Annotated in this window: 17 protein-coding genes; 12 read left to right on the top strand and 5 right to left on the bottom strand. The window is 33.7% G+C overall.

Going from position 1 to position 18310, the window contains the following annotated elements:
* The first annotated feature begins 77 nt into the window (after positions 1–77).
* From ychF to mscL, 5 genes are all read left to right on the top strand, one after another.
* Positions 78–1172 carry a redox-regulated ATPase YchF gene (gene ychF, locus PBT89_RS08690; RefSeq protein WP_270061552.1) on the top strand — a complete coding sequence of 365 codons (1095 nt, stop codon included), beginning with the start codon at positions 78–80 and terminating at the stop codon, positions 1170–1172.
* Between the two features lie 267 nt (positions 1173–1439).
* Entirely contained in the window at positions 1440–3302 is a 1863-nt protein-coding gene (locus tag PBT89_RS08685; protein ID WP_270061551.1) for a DNA topoisomerase IV subunit B, read from the top strand.
* The gene (locus tag PBT89_RS08680) at positions 3299–3781 is read left to right on the top strand and encodes a hypothetical protein (protein ID WP_270061550.1); all 483 of its coding nucleotides are present in this window, start codon (positions 3299–3301) and stop codon (positions 3779–3781) included. Before PBT89_RS08685 ends, PBT89_RS08680 begins: the two co-directional genes overlap by 4 nt.
* Positions 3782–3784: 3 nt before the next feature.
* The gene (locus tag PBT89_RS08675; protein ID WP_270061549.1) at positions 3785–6415 is read left to right on the top strand and encodes a DNA gyrase/topoisomerase IV subunit A; all 2631 of its coding nucleotides are present in this window, start codon (positions 3785–3787) and stop codon (positions 6413–6415) included.
* A complete protein-coding gene (gene mscL, locus PBT89_RS08670) occupies positions 6415–6864 on the top strand; it encodes a large conductance mechanosensitive channel protein MscL (protein ID WP_270061548.1) in 450 nt (149 codons plus the stop codon). The genes PBT89_RS08675 and mscL overlap by 1 nt, the downstream gene beginning before the upstream one ends.
* A 9-nt stretch (positions 6865–6873) precedes the next feature.
* Here the strand turns inward: mscL and PBT89_RS08665 are convergent, their stop codons facing one another.
* Positions 6874–7248: a DNA topoisomerase IV gene (locus PBT89_RS08665; RefSeq protein WP_270061547.1), complete on the bottom strand. Its 375-nt coding sequence runs from the start codon at positions 7246–7248 to the stop codon at positions 6874–6876.
* Between the two features lie 31 nt (positions 7249–7279).
* On the bottom strand, positions 7280–7726 hold the full coding sequence (locus PBT89_RS08660; RefSeq protein ID WP_270061370.1) for a helix-turn-helix transcriptional regulator: 447 nt from the start codon (positions 7724–7726) through the stop codon (positions 7280–7282).
* Between the two features lie 277 nt (positions 7727–8003).
* Between PBT89_RS08660 and PBT89_RS08655 the strand changes: the two genes are divergently transcribed.
* The 6 genes from PBT89_RS08655 (at position 8004) to PBT89_RS08630 (ending at position 14614) form a co-directional block, all read left to right on the top strand.
* The gene (locus tag PBT89_RS08655) at positions 8004–9167 is read left to right on the top strand and encodes a M14 family zinc carboxypeptidase (RefSeq protein ID WP_270061546.1); all 1164 of its coding nucleotides are present in this window, start codon (positions 8004–8006) and stop codon (positions 9165–9167) included.
* A 76-nt stretch (positions 9168–9243) separates the two neighbouring features.
* Entirely contained in the window at positions 9244–9723 is a 480-nt protein-coding gene (locus PBT89_RS08650) for an Lrp/AsnC family transcriptional regulator (protein WP_013072138.1), read from the top strand.
* 95 nt (positions 9724–9818) lie between these two features.
* A complete protein-coding gene (locus PBT89_RS08645) occupies positions 9819–12401 on the top strand; it encodes a phosphoenolpyruvate carboxylase (RefSeq protein WP_270061545.1) in 2583 nt (860 codons plus the stop codon).
* Complete coding sequence (locus PBT89_RS08640; RefSeq protein ID WP_270061544.1) at positions 12401–12922, top strand: DinB family protein; 522 nt, start codon at positions 12401–12403, stop codon at positions 12920–12922. Before PBT89_RS08645 ends, PBT89_RS08640 begins: the two co-directional genes overlap by 1 nt.
* 47 nt (positions 12923–12969) lie before the next feature.
* Positions 12970–13935 (top strand): YihY/virulence factor BrkB family protein, encoded by a 966-nt coding sequence (locus PBT89_RS08635; protein WP_270061374.1) that lies wholly within the window; start codon positions 12970–12972, stop codon positions 13933–13935.
* 130 nt (positions 13936–14065) lie between these two features.
* Positions 14066–14614, top strand: coding sequence for a type 1 glutamine amidotransferase domain-containing protein (locus tag PBT89_RS08630; protein WP_270061543.1), 549 nt, complete (start codon positions 14066–14068; stop codon positions 14612–14614).
* A 63-nt stretch (positions 14615–14677) separates the two neighbouring features.
* Here the strand turns inward: PBT89_RS08630 and PBT89_RS08625 are convergent, their stop codons facing one another.
* Both PBT89_RS08625 and aroB read right to left on the bottom strand, forming a co-directional pair.
* Positions 14678–14977: a hypothetical protein gene (locus tag PBT89_RS08625; protein WP_270061376.1), complete on the bottom strand. Its 300-nt coding sequence runs from the start codon at positions 14975–14977 to the stop codon at positions 14678–14680.
* Positions 14978–15070: 93 nt separating this feature from the next.
* Positions 15071–16135, bottom strand: coding sequence for a 3-dehydroquinate synthase (gene aroB, locus PBT89_RS08620; RefSeq protein WP_270061542.1), 1065 nt, complete (start codon positions 16133–16135; stop codon positions 15071–15073).
* Between the two features lie 96 nt (positions 16136–16231).
* On the opposite strand from aroB, the gene PBT89_RS08615 reads away from it, so the two are divergent.
* Positions 16232–17443, top strand: a complete 1212-nt coding sequence (locus tag PBT89_RS08615) for a proline dehydrogenase family protein (protein ID WP_270061541.1) — start codon at positions 16232–16234, stop codon at positions 17441–17443.
* Between the two features lie 4 nt (positions 17444–17447).
* Here the strand turns inward: PBT89_RS08615 and PBT89_RS08610 are convergent, their stop codons facing one another.
* Positions 17448–18263, bottom strand: a complete 816-nt coding sequence (locus PBT89_RS08610) for a UDP-2,3-diacylglucosamine diphosphatase (protein WP_270064254.1) — start codon at positions 18261–18263, stop codon at positions 17448–17450.
* Positions 18264–18310: the final 47 nt, after the last annotated feature.

Below are 18310 nucleotides of genomic sequence, written 5' to 3'. Positions count from 1 at the left end.
AATAGGTATTATCAATTAAATTCGTATCTAATTCTTATCTTTGCAGCCGCAAAATTAATAGCATCAAAATTTAATTTATGAAAGCCGGAATTGTAGGATTACCAAACGTAGGAAAATCGACTCTATTTAATTGTCTTTCCAATGCCAAAGCGCAAAGTGCAAACTTTCCTTTTTGTACGATCGAACCTAACGTAGGAGTAGTTAATGTTCCAGATCCTCGTATCCAGCGATTAGAAGAATTGGTGAATCCAGAAAGAGTACAGCCGGCAACAGTAGAGATTGTAGATATTGCTGGTCTTGTTAAGGGCGCTAGTAAAGGAGAAGGTCTTGGAAATCAATTTTTGGCTAATATTCGTGAAACCGATGCTATTCTTCATGTATTAAGATGTTTTGATAATGATAATATTGTACATGTTGATGGTTCTATAGATCCTATTCGGGATAAAGAAACTATCGATATGGAGCTTCAACTTAAAGATTTAGATACGGTCGAAAAAAAGTTGGATAAAGTAAAACGCGCGGCTAAAACTGGTAATAAGGAAGCGCAAAAAGAAGAAGCTGCATTACTAAAAGCAAAAGAAGGTTTAGAAGCAGGGAAATCGATTAGAGCGGTAGATTTTACTGAAGATGAGCATAAGGAGTTTATCAAACCTTTGCAATTTATTACCGATAAGCCGGTAATGTATGTTTGTAATGTGAATGAAGAAGCTGCGGTAAATGGTAATAGCCATGTAGATCGAGTTCGTGAAGCCGTAAAAGAAGAAAACGCCGAGGTTTTAGTGCTTGCCGTGGGAACTGAAGCTGATATTACGGAACTTGATGATTATGAAGAGCGCCAGATGTTTCTTCAGGATATTGGATTAGAAGAACCTGGATCTGCCAAACTTATCCGTGGTGCTTACAGTCTTTTAAATTTGCAGACCTATTTTACAGCCGGAGTGAAAGAGGTTAGAGCTTGGACTATTCCTATTGGTTCTACTGCACCACAAGCTGCGGGAGTTATTCATACCGATTTTGAAAAAGGCTTTATTCGTGCTGAAGTAATTTCTTATAATGACTTTTCAGAATTAGGATCTGAAGCTAAAGTAAAAGAAGCCGGAAAAATGCGAGTGGAAGGTAAAGACTATATCGTGCAAAATGGCGATGTAATGCATTTTAGATTTAACGTGTAAACCTAAAAAGGATTATTTAAGTTTTAATTCTAATTGCAAACTTCACACGGTGTAGTTTCAGCATACAAATATTTTTTTTGTAAAACATCAAGAGAGTATTTGATAATGCATTTATTTTTAAAATTCAGGGGTGTAATAGCATGGAATTTTAAAAAATTGCGGAATTAACATTTTTTCTAAAGTCTTTGTTAATTACTTTGTGGCAACAAGGTTTTAACTTTTCCCGGTATATCTTATATTAGCCGGGAATCTCCACTATTTACACATATGAGTCAGGAAACAAAGTATACTGAAGATAATATTCGGTCGCTAGATTGGAAAGAACATATCCGTATGCGCCCCGGGATGTATATCGGGAAACTGGGAGATGGTTCTAGTGCAGATGACGGAATTTATATTTTACTTAAAGAAACTTTAGATAACTGTATCGATGAATTTGTAATGGGCGCCGGTAAAACCATCGAGGTCTCTGTACAAAATCAACGTGTTATCGTTCGTGATTACGGGCGTGGTATTCCACTGGGGAAAGTTGTGGATGTTGTATCTAAAATGAATACCGGTGGTAAATACGACTCTAGAGCGTTTAAAAAATCTGTTGGATTAAACGGAGTTGGTACAAAAGCAGTTAATGCACTTTCTTCTTATTTTAGAGTTGAATCTAATAGAGATGGGAAATCCCATGCAGCAGAATTTGAGCAAGGGAATTTAAAGGAAGAAGAATCTTTAGAAGAAACTTCTCGTCGTCGCGGTACAAAAGTAACTTTTGTACCAGATGAGCTTATTTTTAAAAACTTCAAGTTTAGAAATGAGTACATCGAAAAAATGATTAAAAATTATGTGTATCTAAATCCTGGATTAACTATAATTTTTAATGGAGAAAAATTTTATTCAGAAAATGGATTAAAAGATCTTTTAAGTGATACATTAAAACAAGAAGATCGATTATATCCAATTATACATTTACGGGGTGATGATATCGAGCTGGCGATCACGCATAGCAAAGCTCAATATAGCGAAGAGTATCACTCTTTTGTAAATGGTCAAAATACTTCGCAAGGTGGGACACATCTTGCTGCTTTTAGAGAAGCTTTGGTGAAAACCGTTAGAGAATTCTACGGAAAAAATTATGACGCTTCAGATATTAGAAAATCTGTGGTAGCAGCTATTTCCATTAAAGTAATGGAACCGGTTTTTGAAAGTCAGACCAAAACAAAATTAGGTTCTACCGATATGGGAGGAGATTTTCCAACTGTAAGAACCTATATCAATGATTTTGTAAAGCGTAATTTTGATAATTATCTGCATAAAAATCAAGAAACTGCAGATAAACTTCAGCGTAAAATATTACAGGCCGAGCGCGAAAGAAAGGATCTTTCAGGAATAAGAAAATTAGCTAAAGAAAGAGCAAAGAAAGCCAGCCTGCATAATAAAAAACTAAGAGATTGTAGAATCCATTTAGGGGATAGTAAAAAAGAGCGATATTTAGAGACCACGCTATTTATTACCGAGGGTGATTCGGCTAGTGGATCTATTACCAAGTCACGCGATGTTAACACGCAAGCGGTTTTTAGTTTGAAAGGAAAACCACTGAATAGCTATGGGTTAAGCAAAAAAATTGTTTACGAAAACGAAGAATTTAATCTTTTACAGGCAGCTCTTAATATCGAGGAGTCTATGGAGGATCTTCGCTATAATAATATCGTGATCGCAACAGATGCCGATGTAGATGGAATGCATATTCGCTTATTATTGATAACATTTTTTCTTCAATTTTTCCCTGAATTGATAAAAGAGAATCATCTTTATATTTTACAAACACCACTTTTTAGAGTACGGAATAAAAAGGAAACTATCTATTGCTACTCTGAATATGAACGAAAAAGGGCTGTTGAAAAACTTAAAGGAAAGGTTGAAATAACTCGATTTAAAGGTCTAGGGGAGATATCTCCAGATGAATTTAAATATTTTATTGGTGAGGATATACGATTGGATCCCGTGATGTTAGATAAAGATAAATCTATCGAAGAAATGCTTAGCTTTTACATGGGAAAAAATACACCAGATAGACAGGATTTTATTATTGATAATTTGAAGGTCGAACTAGATCTAATCGAAGAATTGGGAATATGAGACTGAATAATAGTAACGAAATAAAAATAATACCTCCAATTTATATTGTTTTGGTGGCCGTTTTTCTTACTAATTTTTTTGTGAATCTCGAATTAATGGGGCGTGATGAGCCTATTAATTTCAGTCATTTTTTACCCAATATTGTATCATTTGTTCTATTTCTATTAGTTCATAGAGTTGGTGTAAGTTTCAATTTCGATGGTGAAGGAGAAACGCTAATTTTTAAGAACAATGGCGTTTTCTTTTCTAAATTTATGGAGTACCGCTTAAAGAAAGCAGAATTTCCAAAAAGAAAACTCGCCAATTATAATTTTACAGATTATGGTGTTTATTCAAGCATCACTATTTATATAAAATCCAGACGAAGAAAAGGTTTTAAAAAATATACTTTTAACACCACATTTTTAAGTAGAAAAAAGAAGCGAGAATTGGTCGAATCTTTAAAAAATGTTTTGGACAAACCTAAAGCTGTGGCTTAACTTATGGAAGAGAATCCCGAAGAATCTAAAGACGAACAACTAAATAATCCTAAAGAAGAAATTATCCGAGTAACCGGTATGTACAAAGACTGGTTTTTGGACTATGCTTCTTATGTAATTTTAGAGCGCGCCGTACCGGCAATGGAAGATGGCTTTAAACCGGTGCAAAGGCGTATTATGCATTCTATGAAAGATCTTGATGATGGTCGTTACAACAAGGTAGCGAATATTGTTGGGCATACAATGCAATATCACCCTCACGGCGATGCCAGTATTGGTGATGCGATGGTTCAAATTGGCCAGAAAGATATTCTAATCGACACGCAGGGAAACTGGGGGAATATTTTAACTGGCGATCGTGCGGCTGCTCCCAGATATATAGAAGCTCGATTATCCAAATTTGCTCTAGAGGTTTTATATAATCCTAAATTAACCGAATGGCAATTGTCTTACGATGGTCGTAAAAAAGAGCCGGTAAATTTACCGGTAAAATTCCCAATGCTATTGGCCCAAGGTGCAGAAGGTATTGCCGTTGGTCTTAGTACTCGATTACTTCCGCATAACTTTAATGAATTAATAGATGCCTCAATAAAGCATCTTAGAGGAAAAAGATTTCAATTGTTTCCAGATTTCCCGACAGGAGGGATAGCAGATATTTCAAATTATAACGACGGGCAACGTGGAGGTCGTGTAAGAGTACGCGCAAAAATAAGTCAGCTTGATAAAAATACGTTGGTCATTACTGAAATTCCTTTCGGTACCACGACAACAAGTTTAATAGATTCGGTTTTAAAAGCTAACGATAAAGGGAAGATTAAAATTAAGAAGATTGAAGACAATACTGCTGCTGAAGTAGAAATTCAGATTCATCTTCCTAATAATATTTCTCCAGATCGAACTATAGATGCGCTGTATGCTTTTACCCAATGCGAAAATTCACTTGCACCTTTAGGATGTGTAATTGTAGATAATAAGCCAGAGTTCTTAGGAGTATCAGATATTTTAAGATATTCTACAGATCACACTCTTCATTTACTAAAGCGAGAACTGGAAATTACCCTAGACGAACTAGATGAACAATGGCATTTTTCTTCTTTAGAACGAATTTTTATTGAAAATAGGATTTACCGCTTAATCGAAGAAGAAGAAACCTGGGAAGGTGTTATAAAAGCTATTGACGAAGGTTTAAAGCCACATATAAAACACCTTAAAAGGGCCGTAACCGAAGAGGATATAATCCGACTTACGGAAATTAGAATTAAGAGAATTTCCAAATTTGACATCGATAAGGCACAACAGAAGATCGACGCTCTGGAAGATGAAATTGCGCGTATAAAACATCATTTAGATAATCTTGTAGATTACGCTGTAGATTATTTCTCTAAACTTAAAGCGAAATACGGCGAAGGTAAAGATCGTAAAACCGAATTAAGATTATTTGAAGATATTGAAGCTTCCAAGGTTGTTATTCGTAATACCAAATTATACGTTAACCGTAAGGAAGGATTTGTTGGTACTGCCTTAAAGCGGGATGAATATGTTACTGATTGTTCTGATATCGATGACATTATTTGTTTTACCGCAGATGGTAAAATGATGGTTACAAAGGTAGATACGAAAACTTTTATTGGTAAAGATATAATTCATGTAGCGGTCTTTAAGAAAAAAGATAAGCGTACCATTTATAATATGATTTATCGTGATGGTAAGGGTGGCAAAACATATGTAAAGCGCTTTGCCGTAACCTCGGTTACCAGAGATCGCGAATACGATCTTACACAGGGTAAAAAAGATTCAAAAGTATTTTATTTCTCAGCAAACCCAAATGGTGAAGCAGAAGTGATTACTGTTTTCTTAAGACAGGTAGGGAGTATTAAAAAACTGAAATTCGATTTAGATTTTGCTGAAATTCTGATAAAAGGTCGAAATGTAAAAGGAAATATTGTTACGAAATACTCCGTGAAGCGCATCGAAATGAAAGAGGAAGGAGTTTCTACCCTGAAACCTAGAAAAATTTGGTTTGATGAAGTTGTGAAGCGACTAAATGTAGACGAGCGTGGTGAACTTTTAGGCGAATTTAAAGGCGAAGACCGTCTTTTAATTATTACGCAAGATGGCATTGTAAAAACCATTAAGCCAGAACTTACGAAACATTTTAACGAGGCAATGGTGGTGCTTGAAAAATGGAATCCTAAAAAGCCAATTTCAGCTGTGTATTGGGAGCCAGAAAAAGAACGCTATTACGTAAAAAGATTCTTAATCGAAAATCCAGACAGGGAAGAGAAATTTATTAGCGATCACGATGATGCTTATTTAGAAATTGTATCGACTGATTTCTACCCATTGATCGAAATTGAATTCACTAAATTGAAAGGAAAAGATCGTCGTCCTAATGAGGAAGTTAATATTGAAGAATTTATTTCAGTAAAAGGTATTAAGGCGCTTGGAAATCAATTAACTACAGATAAGGTGAAATCTATTAACTTACTAGATCCATTACCAGATATAGCAGATCCTGAAGATGAAGAAGACGAAGAAGAAAACCAGGTAGATTTAAATAAAACAGGAACTAGTTTTAAGGAAGATAAAGATTCTTCCGAAGAAAATCAGACTAAATTATTTGATGAAGAATAATGGGAATTTTTAAGGAATTTAAAGAATTTGCCATTAAAGGTAATATGGTAGATATCGCCGTAGGTGTGATAGTTGGCGCTGCCTTTAATAAAGTAATCGATGTTTTAGTTAAGCAGGTGATTACACCGCCGCTAAGTTTAATGACCGATGGAATTCAGTTTTCCGATCGTAAGATCGTACTAAGGGACGCTATAGATGCTTCGGTAGCTTCTGGTGGTGAAGCAGTAGAAGAAGTGGCGATTAATTACGGGGCTTTATTAGAAGCGCTAATCGACTTTTTTATTATTGGCTTTACCATATTCCTTGTGGTAAAATTTATGAATAGATTTAGAGCACAGGCACAAGATCCTAAAAATAAAAAGGTGACTACGCCAAAGGATATAGAATTGCTCTCAAATTTGACCGATCTTGTAAAAGAGCAAAATGAATTGCTGAAGAACAATAATTGAAAATAGGTGTTATTCTTCTACTTTATAAACAGATCCTCGTTCTTTGCGGGGATCTCCTACTTTTCCATATTCAAATGTATATCCATCTTTTTCGGTTTTGATAATGCGAATATGGATAGCCTGTCGTTCCTTCATATTTTTGGGATGTAAATTTTTAATTACATACTCACAATCGTTTACCCATCTTACCGAAGAAGTATCTGTCTTACCCTGAAAAGTATCAATCTCTATACTATCATTACGCACAAAACGGGAAGTAACCATTTCGCCATTTAAATAGGTTTGAAATTCGAAAGTTCCTGTATGAAAATCCTTGCAATTTTTTTCAGGCTCAAAGCAGCTTAAGAATAGGAAAGGTATAAGAAGAAAGATTAATTTTTTCATAGTGCAAAATTAATCCAAATGGCTTAGATATTCAATTTTCAAAGGCATCAAAAGTGCCATCTTCATAAAATATAATTACACGCGCAATTTTCTTTCCGTTATTAGGAATGATAGGAGTCGTATTCTTTTGTTCTTTATTGTTGTTTTCCTGACTTTCTGAAAACAAATCATTATCACTATTCTTCGTTGCGGTTGTTGATTGCTGTCTAGTTTCCGTTTTATTTTCTTCTTTTTTCTGAAAAGCTTTATCTCTTTTAGGAAATTCGCCTTTACCATTTAGTAGCCAGTAAAGTTCCACTTCAGGAAAAGTCTTTACAATTTTCATTACAAATTCTAAGCTTGGTTTATTTCTTCCCGAGAGTAAATGGCTAATAGAAGAGCGTCCCACTTCTATTTTGTCAGCAAAAGAAGAGGCGCTCAAATCGTAATATTCTATGATTTTCTGTAGTCTATTTGTAAACTCTTCAGTGTTTACCATTGTAAAAAACTAATACCTATTAATATTTACAAATGTAAATTATAATTTACAATGATACAAATTACATTTGTAAATCGACTTTCATAATTAAACTATAACTATAATTGAAATATATTAAATAGCTAAAATACAGTTAAATGTGTGATAATTTAAACGTTCACGGAATTTTTCCAATACAGATAAATAGCTAATCATACTCGAGTTTTACAATTGTAAACACAGCTACTGATCTTCTATGTTTACAATTGTAAAATAAAGGTTTTTTACTTTTGTCAACATGAGAAAATACGCAGCAACCATCGATAGTATTATGAGTCTTTATGGAGATTTTAAGCTTAAGGAAATTCAGGGGCGATATATAAATCAGTCCCACATTCAACCAATATTGAATAAGTTTGAAGAACATGTGGAACTTTCTAAAATCGGCTTTTCAGTAAATAAAGAACCTATTCATCTTTTAAAAATTGGTAACGGAAATACAAAAGTTCTGGCGTGGTCGCAAATGCACGGAAATGAATCTACTACAACTAAAGCTATATTAGATGTATTTAATGCATTAATCAATAATGATTCGGCAGATTTGAAAGTGATTTTAGATCATATTACTTTATATTGTGTCCCAATGCTTAATCCCGATGGAGCTAGAAAATACACTCGTTTTAATTATAATAATGTAGATTTAAACAGAGATGCACAGCATCTTACGCAGCCTGAAAGTAGAATTCTTAGAAAGATTTTTGAAGAAGTGAAACCAGACTTTTGCTTAAATCTGCATGGGCAGCGAACTATTTTTAGTGCGGGACTAACTAATAAGTCGGCTGTAATGTCTTTTTTAACGCCAGCTGAAGATCAAGAGCGTAATATCACCCCAAAGCGATTAGAAAGCATGAAAGTGATTGCACAAATTGCTGAAGATTTAAAAGCAGCATTACCAGGACAGATTGGACGATATGACGATGGTTTCAATCTAAATTGTACCGGAGATACGTTCCAGAGTGAAGGCGTGCCTACAATTTTATTTGAAGAAGGACATTTTCCTAATGATTATACCAGAGAAACTACACGGGAGTTTGCAGTTGCCAGTATCTTTTCTTCATTACGAAGCATTGCTACTAAAAGCTATCTGAATTTTAGCGGAGATGATTACTTCAAAATACCCGAAAATGGTAAAAAATTCAACGATATTCTAATCAAAAATGTAAGAATTAAGGATGGTATTTTTGATGTTAGCATTCAATATTCAGAAAAATTAGTAGGAGAGAAGATAGAATTTGTACCAAAAATTGAAAATATAAGCCCTAAAATTGATAAATATGGTCATCGTGAGATTGAAGGTGAAGGCAAAATTCTTGAATTAGTAGGTGAGAAGTCACTAGTCGAAAACGTTGTAGTCGATAAATTACTCTTAAATAAAGAGATTTTAATGGTTAAATGTGATTAATTCTTCAAAAAATTATAAATACTTCAAAGTTTTTGTATTATTTTTGAGGTTCATATAATAAAAAGAAGTTAAGAAAATGGCCAAATTTAAATTAGACGAAACAGATCACCAGATTCTCGACATGCTTATCGAGAATACTAGGACTCCTTTTACAGATATCGCTAAAAAACTTTTAATATCTGCAGGGACTGTTCATGTTCGAGTTAAGAAAATGGAGGAAGCAGGAATTATTATCGGTTCTTCTTTGACATTGGATTACCAAAAATTGGGATATGCGTTTATCGCTTATGTAGGTGTTTTCCTTAAAAACACTTCTCAAACCAAGTTTGTTTTAGAAAGAATCAACGAAATTCCTTTTGTTACTGTTGCTCACGTAACTACCGGTAAATTTAATGTATTCTGTAAAGTTCGTGCTCGTAATACCCAACATGCTAAGGAAATTATTTTCCAATTAGATGATATAGAAGGTGTTTACCGTACAGAAACTATGATTTCTTTAGAAGAAAGTATTAACGATAAGAAGCGTTTAATGCACTCTATCTTCAAGGAGCTGTAAATAAGGGAATACTTAAACTTTTATTAAAAACCCTTTAAGCTCTTTTGTTTGAAGGGTTTTTTTATATTTTTAAATTCAACTAAATACCAAATATTATGCACAGAGAGCCTAAGTTAGAACGCTTTAATGAGAACGTTCTTTCTAAGTATCAAATTTATAATAGCCTTTTTTTAACCCTGCCTTTTGATGATATCAAAAAAACGGGTTCATTACTTCCTCTTTTTCAGGAAGTTTGCGAAGAAGGTTTCAAGCAAAAGAAAAATCCTTCTGAAATTGTAGAAGCTTTTTTTGATAAATATCTCGATAAACCTTCAGAAAAAGAGATGAATGAGCTTCTGTTCAGGTTTATTCAATATATAGAACGACAGGTAGTTTTGTTTGATGCGATAGAAGATGCTGCATTCCCGATTGTGAATAACATGGATGGTATTGGGACTTTAAGAAATATGAAAGAAGAGTCTGAATCACAAAATCAGACTGAAGGAATAAAGGAGTTTTTAAAACGCTTTAAAGTAAGACCAACTTTAACCGCTCACCCAACGCAATTTTATCCTGGTGCTGTTCTTGGAATTATTACAGACTTGGACAAAGCAATCCAAGAAAACGATCTTGTAAAAATTAAACAATTATTATCACAGTTAGGAAAAACACCTTTTTTCAAAAAAGAAAAACCAACACCATACGACGAAGCTGTTAGTTTAATATGGTATTTTGAAAACGTTTTTTATCAAAGTGTAAGTAAGATTTACAACTATATTCAGCAGAATTTATTTGATGGAGAAAGTGTAGGCAACGAGATCATAGAACTAGGTTTCTGGCCGGGAGGAGATCGTGATGGAAATCCTTTTGTAACCACAAATATTACACTTCAGGTTGCGAAGAGATTAAAAAGCACCATTTTATTCTGTTATTATCAGGATGCCAGAAAATTGAAAAGAAGATTAACTTTTGAAGGCGTTAGAGATACAATCGAAGAAATCGAAAAAGAATTGTACGATGGCGCTGTTTCTGAAAGTGGTGATATTAAAATTTCTCTGGAAGATTTAAAATCTAAACTTCGTTCTATTAGAGAAGTACTAATCGACGAGCATCAATCACTTTTCTTGGATGATGTAGATGATTTACTTAATAAGGTTAATCTTTTTGGGTATCATTTAGCTACGTTGGATATCCGCCAAGATAGTGGTGTTCACGAAGAAGTTCTTTCAGAAATTATAAATGTTTGCGAAAAAAGGGACGATAATCTAATTCCTAGTAATTACAAAGAGCTTTCCAACGAAGAGCAAATTGACATTCTAACGAAAGTTAAAGGAAATCTTTCTGCAGATGAATTTGAAGAGGAAAATGGTATGGGGAAAGCGACAATATCGTCTATCCATGCTATGAAGGAAATTCAGCAGAAAAATGGTGAAAAAGGTGCGAATCGCTATATTATTAGTCATAGTGAAGTACCGCAAAGTATTTTAGAGCCGTTTGCATTCCTAAGATTATGCGGTTGGGACCAACCAACGGTAGATATTATTCCGTTATTTGAGACGGTGCCAGATTTGAAAGCTTCACCAGATGTGATGAAGACTTTATACAGCAATCCTGTATATCGTGAACATTTAGAGCGTAGAGGGAACAAGCAAACGATAATGCTTGGTTTTAGTGATGGTACCAAAGATGGTGGCTATTTAATGGCAAACTGGAGTATCTATAAAGCAAAACAAGAATTAACTGAGATTTCTAGAGAATACGATATTAAAGTAACCTTCTTTGATGGGCGTGGAGGACCACCAGCACGTGGAGGAGGAAAAACTCACCAGTTCTATGCTTCCTTAGGATCTGCTATTGAAAATGAAGAAATTCAGTTAACAGTACAGGGACAAACGATTAGTTCTAATTTTGGAACCAAAGATAGTTGCCAATACAATCTTGAGCAGTTAATAAGTGCGGGGGTTTCCAACGAAATTTTCAATCACGGTAAAAATAATTTATCAGAGGAAGATCGCGCCACTATGGTAGGTCTAGCAGAGTCTAGTTATAATACATATATGGACTTTAAAGCTCACCCAAGGTTTATACCTTATTTAGAGAAAATGAGTACCTTAAAGTATTACTCTAAAACAAATATTGGTAGTCGTCCTTCAAAAAGAAATAATAAAGAATTAAATCTGGATAATTTAAGAGCTATTCCTTTTGTTGGAAGCTGGAGCCAGTTAAAACAAAATGTACCTGGTTTCTTTGGAGTTGGAACAGCTTTAAAAAAGTATGAAGAGAATGGAGAGTTCGATAAAGTAAAGCAACTTTATAATAACTCGATATTCTTTAAAACTTTACTGGAAAACAGTATGATGAGTTTAACGAAATCATTCTTTGAGCTTACTTCTTATATGAAAGAAGACGAAGAATTTGGTGAATTCTGGCAGTTAATCCATGATGAATATATTCGTTCTAAAGAAATGCTGCTTAAAGTAACTGGTTATAAAGATTTAATGGAAAACGAACCAGCAATGAGAGCTTCTATACAAGCCAGAGAGCGTATTGTTTTACCATTACTTACTATACAGCAACATGCATTAAGAATGGTACAAAAACTTCAGAATGGTGAAGATAGTGCGCGTTTAGAAGAGTTTGAGAAAATGGTCACCAGATCATTGTATGGAAATATTAATGCAAGTAGAAACTCTGCATAATGACGATTGAGCAAATTAGCATTTCTGAATATAATTCGTTCTATGAAAATTATATCAAGATTATCCCCAAAGAGACTTCTTTGGGGATATTATTTTTAGAGAACCTGAAGGAAAGCTTAGATCTATTTGATAATTTGTCTGAAGATCAATTATCATTGAAATACGAGGAAGGAAAGTGGACTGTTGCTGAAGTTTTACAACATCTAATTGATGTAGAAAGAATTTTTCAATATAGAGCGCTTAGTTTAGCCAGAAAAGAGACTAAGCCTTTGCCGGGATTTGATCATAACGAGTATGTAGTTAATTCAGGAGCCGAGCATCGAAGCTTACAAAGTCTGAAAGATGAATTTGAAATTGTAAGAAAATCGACTTCAATTTTATTTAATTCTTTTACCGAAAATATGCTTAAAACAGTTGGAGAGATGAATGGTTCTGCCGCAACACCAAGAGCTATTGGTTTTATAATAATAGGACATACAAAGCATCATTTAAAAATTTTACAAGAACGCTATAAACTTTGAAGAATCCCCCAAAATATACAAAATCAATCCAGTCTTTTTTTAAACTTTTGGTCAAAGCTTTTAAAAGTTGGAATAAAAACGAGCCTTATTCGCGTAGTGCAACTATTGCCTATTACACTTTGTTTTCATTACCATCTTTATTAATCATCATTGTAAGCATAGCGGGGCGCTTTTTTGGAAGAAAGGCGGTAGAGGGAAGAATAACTTCAGAAATTGGTCGCTTTATAGGGTCAGATGCCGCAGATGCTATTCAAAGTATGATATCAAATGCGTGGTTATCAAAAGATTCTACTTTTGCGATTATTTTTGGAGTAGGAATGCTACTTTTTGGTGCTACAGGTGTTTTTGTTCAACTAAAACTGGCAATGAATAACATTTGGAATGTTGCTGAAAAACGTAATGATTTTTGGGGATTACTATTAGATCGAGCTATTTCTTTTGGGATGATCTTGGTAATTGGGTTGTTGCTGTTAGTTTCACTTGTACTTTCAGCATTGCTAAATCTTATCAAAGAGAAAATACACTTCATTGCTCCAAACATTACTGGAGCTATGTTGTATATCATCAATTTTGTAATTAGCTTTTTTGTAATTACCAGTTTGTTTATGGCTGTTTTTAAAATTTTGCCGAATATTAAAATCAAGTGGAAAACAACTTTTTGGGGAGCAAGTCTAACAACTATTTTATTTTTGATAGGAGAATATTTAATTAGTTTTTATTTTGGTACCAGTGAGCCAACTTCAGTTTATGGTGGTGCTTCTAGCGTCGTACTTATATTATTATGGGTTTATTATGCTTGCATGATTTTGTTCTACGGAGCTGAATTTACTGTGCAGTATGCTTTGGCAAAAAACGAAAAGATTCAGTTGGGTAGAAATGGAGAACCTGCGATCTATCAGGAAATGGAAAAACTAGAAAAGAAAAAAATACAGTTAAAAGAAGAAAAAAGAATAATCGATAGATTAAAGGAGAACCTTAGAATGGCCAAAAAGGATAAAAATCCGAAGTCTTAAGGTACTTCAAAAGAGTTGTTTTATAAAGTTTAACTCTTATTAACTCCAAAAAATATAATTTTAAAATCGCTTTAATACAGCCTCATCTTCATAGTTCTTACTTTTGGAGTAAACCTAAAAAAGAAAAATTATGGAAAAGAGAATCGCAATTTTGGCTACTGATGGATTTGAGGAAAGCGAACTTACTTCTCCAAAAGAAGCTATCGAAAAAGCAGGCTTTACTGCAGATGTTGTAAGTATTAAATCTGGCTCTATTAAAAGTTGGGATGTAGATAACTGGGGTAAAGATATTACTGTTGATAAATTGGTAAGCGAAGTAAGCGCCAAAGATTATAACGCATTGGTTTTACCAGGTGGTGTTATTAATCCTGATAATTTACGTACTAACGAAGATGCTTTAGTATTTATTAGAGATTTCTTTAAACAAAGCAAGATTGTTGCAGCAATTTGCCACGGTCCACAATCTTTGATTAATGCTGAAGTTGTAGAAGGAAGAACAATGACATCTTACCCATCAATTAAAAAAGATCTTGAAAACGCAGGAGCTTTATGGGTAGATAAAGAAGTAGTAGTTGACGAAGGTTTTGTAACCAGCAGAACCCCGGATGATTTACCAGCTTTTAATGACAAATTAATTGAAGAGATTAAAGAGGGGAAACATGATTATCAACATGCCTAATTAGATTAAAAAATTGATGTAAAAAAAGGAGAACTTTAGAGTTCTCCTTTTTTATTAAGTACACTAATTGTCATCTTCTTCCTCTTCTTCGCCCTTTTCAGGAATATCTACAATAGGCTCGTTAAAGTCTTCATCGTCATAATCATCTTCGTCAAAATTAGCCATTTTATTTTCTAATCGAGTACTTACTTTAACTAGATAAATAGCATCTTCTGTTTTTACTTCTACAGCATCTACTGTTTCTCCTTTAAGATTTTTAAAGGAAATAATGTGATCATCATCATAGCCATCGGGATATTTTTCGACCAGAAGGCTTAATATTTCGGGTGTTAATTTTTTAAAGTCAACAATTACTCTTTTCATTTTCTAAGGTTGAATTTTTTGCAATTATAATTAAAAATACGAAACCTAAAAGCTTAAGTATAAATTTTTAATGAAATAATAAAATTATAATAATTAGGCGTTTTTATAAAATTCGAAAGCATTTATTATCAAATCATTCGGCACCTCGCAGTCAATTTCAGCTTCACCTATGTCTTTTAATAATACGAAATTAATTTTTCCGGCTTCATTTTTCTTATCATATTTCATCAAATCGATTATCTGATCGATATCTTCCTGGCTGAATTCCGTTTTTCCGTAGAGATCAATAATTCGTTTTGTGATATCGTTTAGTTTTTCAGAAGGAAAATCTTTCAAATGTTTTGAAATATAGGTTGCTAATATCATCCCTATAGCAACAGCTTCACCATGTAATAAGGTCTTTTTTTCGTTATGAGTTAAGCAGTATGATTCTATGGCGTGGCCCAAGGTATGCCCGTAATTTAAGGTTTTTCGTAATCCCTTTTCGTATGGATCTTCTTTTACTACTTTTGCTTTTATATCTACGGAAGTTCGAATAATTTCATCTAAATCATTTAATGTAAGATCACTTAATCGACCAACTTTATTCCAATAATCTTCATTAGCGATAAGACCGTGTTTTAATATTTCAGCTAATCCACTGCGCATTTCTTCTGTAGGTAAAGTTGCTAAGTAATCGGAATCAACTACAACCAACTCTGCATTAGAAATTACACCAATTTGATTTTTTAAATTACCTAAATCTACACCGGTTTTACCACCTACAGAAGCATCTACCATAGAAAGTAGGGTAGTAGGTACATTTATATAATTAATTCCTCTTTTAAAAGTAGAAGCAACAAAACCACCAAGATCGGTTACAACTCCACCTCCCAAATTAATCATTAAACTTTTACGATCCCCTTCAAGATCAGACATTGCTTGCCATACTCCCATGCAGGTATCTGAATTTTTATAGGGCTCACCGGCATCTATTTCAATAACCTCAATCCCAACCTCTGTAATGATTTTAGGTAAAAAAGCCGATAAACAGTGTTCGTGCGTATTGGTATCTACAAGAACAAATATTTTGGAATGATTGGCTTCCTGTAGGTAGTTATTGATTTGCTGGTATGCTTCTTCTTTATAATAAACGGTTCCTTTTGCCGTATTTGCCATGATTTTGATTGTTTGTAACAGATTCGAAAATAAGCAGAAATAATTAAATCGAAATCAATATTCAATAATTATATTTGCGAAAATTAACGCTATCCCATGATTAGAAAAAAGATATTTAACAATACTAAAACTGCTTTTAAATTAAAATCGGATAATGAGCTAGATAGAGCAATATTTTTATTTAGTATGATGGGGAAACCATCTTTAGTAAAGTCTGGTATAGCGCTTACTAAAATGTCTTTACGATTAAAATTACCTGTAGAAGGTCTTATAAAAAAAACGATATTCGAACAATTTGCTGGCGGTGAAACAATGGAAGATTGTAAGCCTACTATCAAAACCATGTACGAAGCGAATCTTTGCAGTATTTTAGACTATTCTGTAGAAGGTAAAGAAACCGAAGAAGAATTTGATGCGGCTTTAGAGAAGAAATTAAGCTTAATAAAATTTGCTAAGGAAGAAGAAGAACTTCCCTTTGCAGTATTTAAACCTACCGGAGTAGGAAGATTTGAAATCTGGGAAAAGTTGACTGCCAATGTAAGTTTGGATGATGATGAAAAAAAAGAGTGGGACAATATTAAAAGGCGTGTCGATAAACTTTGCAAAACCGCGCACGATTTAAAGGTTAGACTTTATGCCGATGGTGAGGAGAGCTGGATGCAAACAGCGGCAGATGATCTAATGGAAGAGATGATGCGAAAATATAATAAGGAGGAAGCATTAATTTTCAACACCTTACAATGTTATCGCTGGGATAGGATAGAATATCTAAAAGATCTTCATGAAAAAGGTAAAGCTGAAGGATTTAAAATTGGCGCTAAAATAGTTAGAGGGGCTTATATGGAAAAAGAAAATGAGCGCGCTAAAAAATTAGGGTATGTATCACCTATCTGTGAAAGTAAAGAGGCTACCGATGTAAACTTTAATAGTGTGATGTCTTATTGCCTGGGTAATCTGGAAGATATAGCTGTATTTATTGGTACTCATAACGAGGTAAGTAATTACTTAGCCTTGCAAATTATAGAGGATAAGAATATAGATTTAAATGATTCTAGAATCTGGTTTAGTCAACTTTTTGGGATGAGTGATCATCTAAGTTATAATCTTGCTAAACGTGGTTACAATGCAGCGAAGCTTGTGCCTTTTGGCCCTGTAAGAGATGTTGTACCTTATTTAATGCGAAGAGCACAGGAAAATTCTTCAGTAAAAGGACAAACGGGTAGAGAACTTTCTCTTTTATTAGAAGAGCGTAAGCGTAGAAAAGGTCACGAGACAAGGCACGATCGTCAGGAAAAAGAAAATTTTTAATTATCTATCTGGATTTACTGCTTTTTATCACAGTAATCGCAGTGAGCATTTGTGGAGTTTTATTCTTTTTGGAATTAAGTTCAGGAAAACTAATAAGTTCCCAACGCTTATCATTATACTCCAGGGCGGTTAGATTTTCAATCCAATCGCCTGAATTTAAATAGAGACAAGTTCCCTTTTTATTGGTTTTTCTTACAATTCGCGGTTGGTGAATATGACCGCATACTACATATTTGTATCCGTTTTCTATCGCAAGATCTGTGGCAGTTTTTTCAAAATCATCAATAAATTTAATTGCTCCTTTTACACGATTTTTGATTTTTTTTGAGAGTGAATATTTCTTTCTACCCATTCCCACTAAACACCAATTTAAAAATCGATTAATTAAAATTAAAAGATCGTAGCCCCAGCCTCCAAGTTTAGCAATCCATTTTGCATTTTGAATGGAAACATCAAAAACATCTCCATGAAAAAACCATGCTTTTTTTCCATCCAACTCAAGCACAAGCTTATCTACTATAGAAAAAGAACCCATTAACGTTTCGCTAAATTTTCTTAGCATTTCGTCGTGATTACCTGTAATATAGATCACTTCAGTTCCACCAGTACTTAAATCAATAATTTTTTTTATAACCTCTAAATGTGATTTTGGGAAATAACTTTTTCTAAACTGCCAAATGTCTATAATGTCACCATTTAAAATAAGTTTTTTAGGATTTATACTGTCTAGGTATAATAGCAATTCTTTTGCATGACATCCAAATGTTCCTAAATGAACATCTGAGATTACAACCACTTCAATTTCTCGTTTTCTTCCCAATACAAAAATATTTATAGCAAAGAAACTGGAATTGAATCGATTATAGA

The organism is Zunongwangia sp. HRR-M8, assembly GCF_027594405.1.
Taxonomy (GTDB): Bacteria; Bacteroidota; Bacteroidia; order Flavobacteriales; family Flavobacteriaceae; genus Zunongwangia.
Note: the sequence above shows the minus strand (reverse complement) of the source record. Positions and strands in the feature narration are given on the sequence as shown.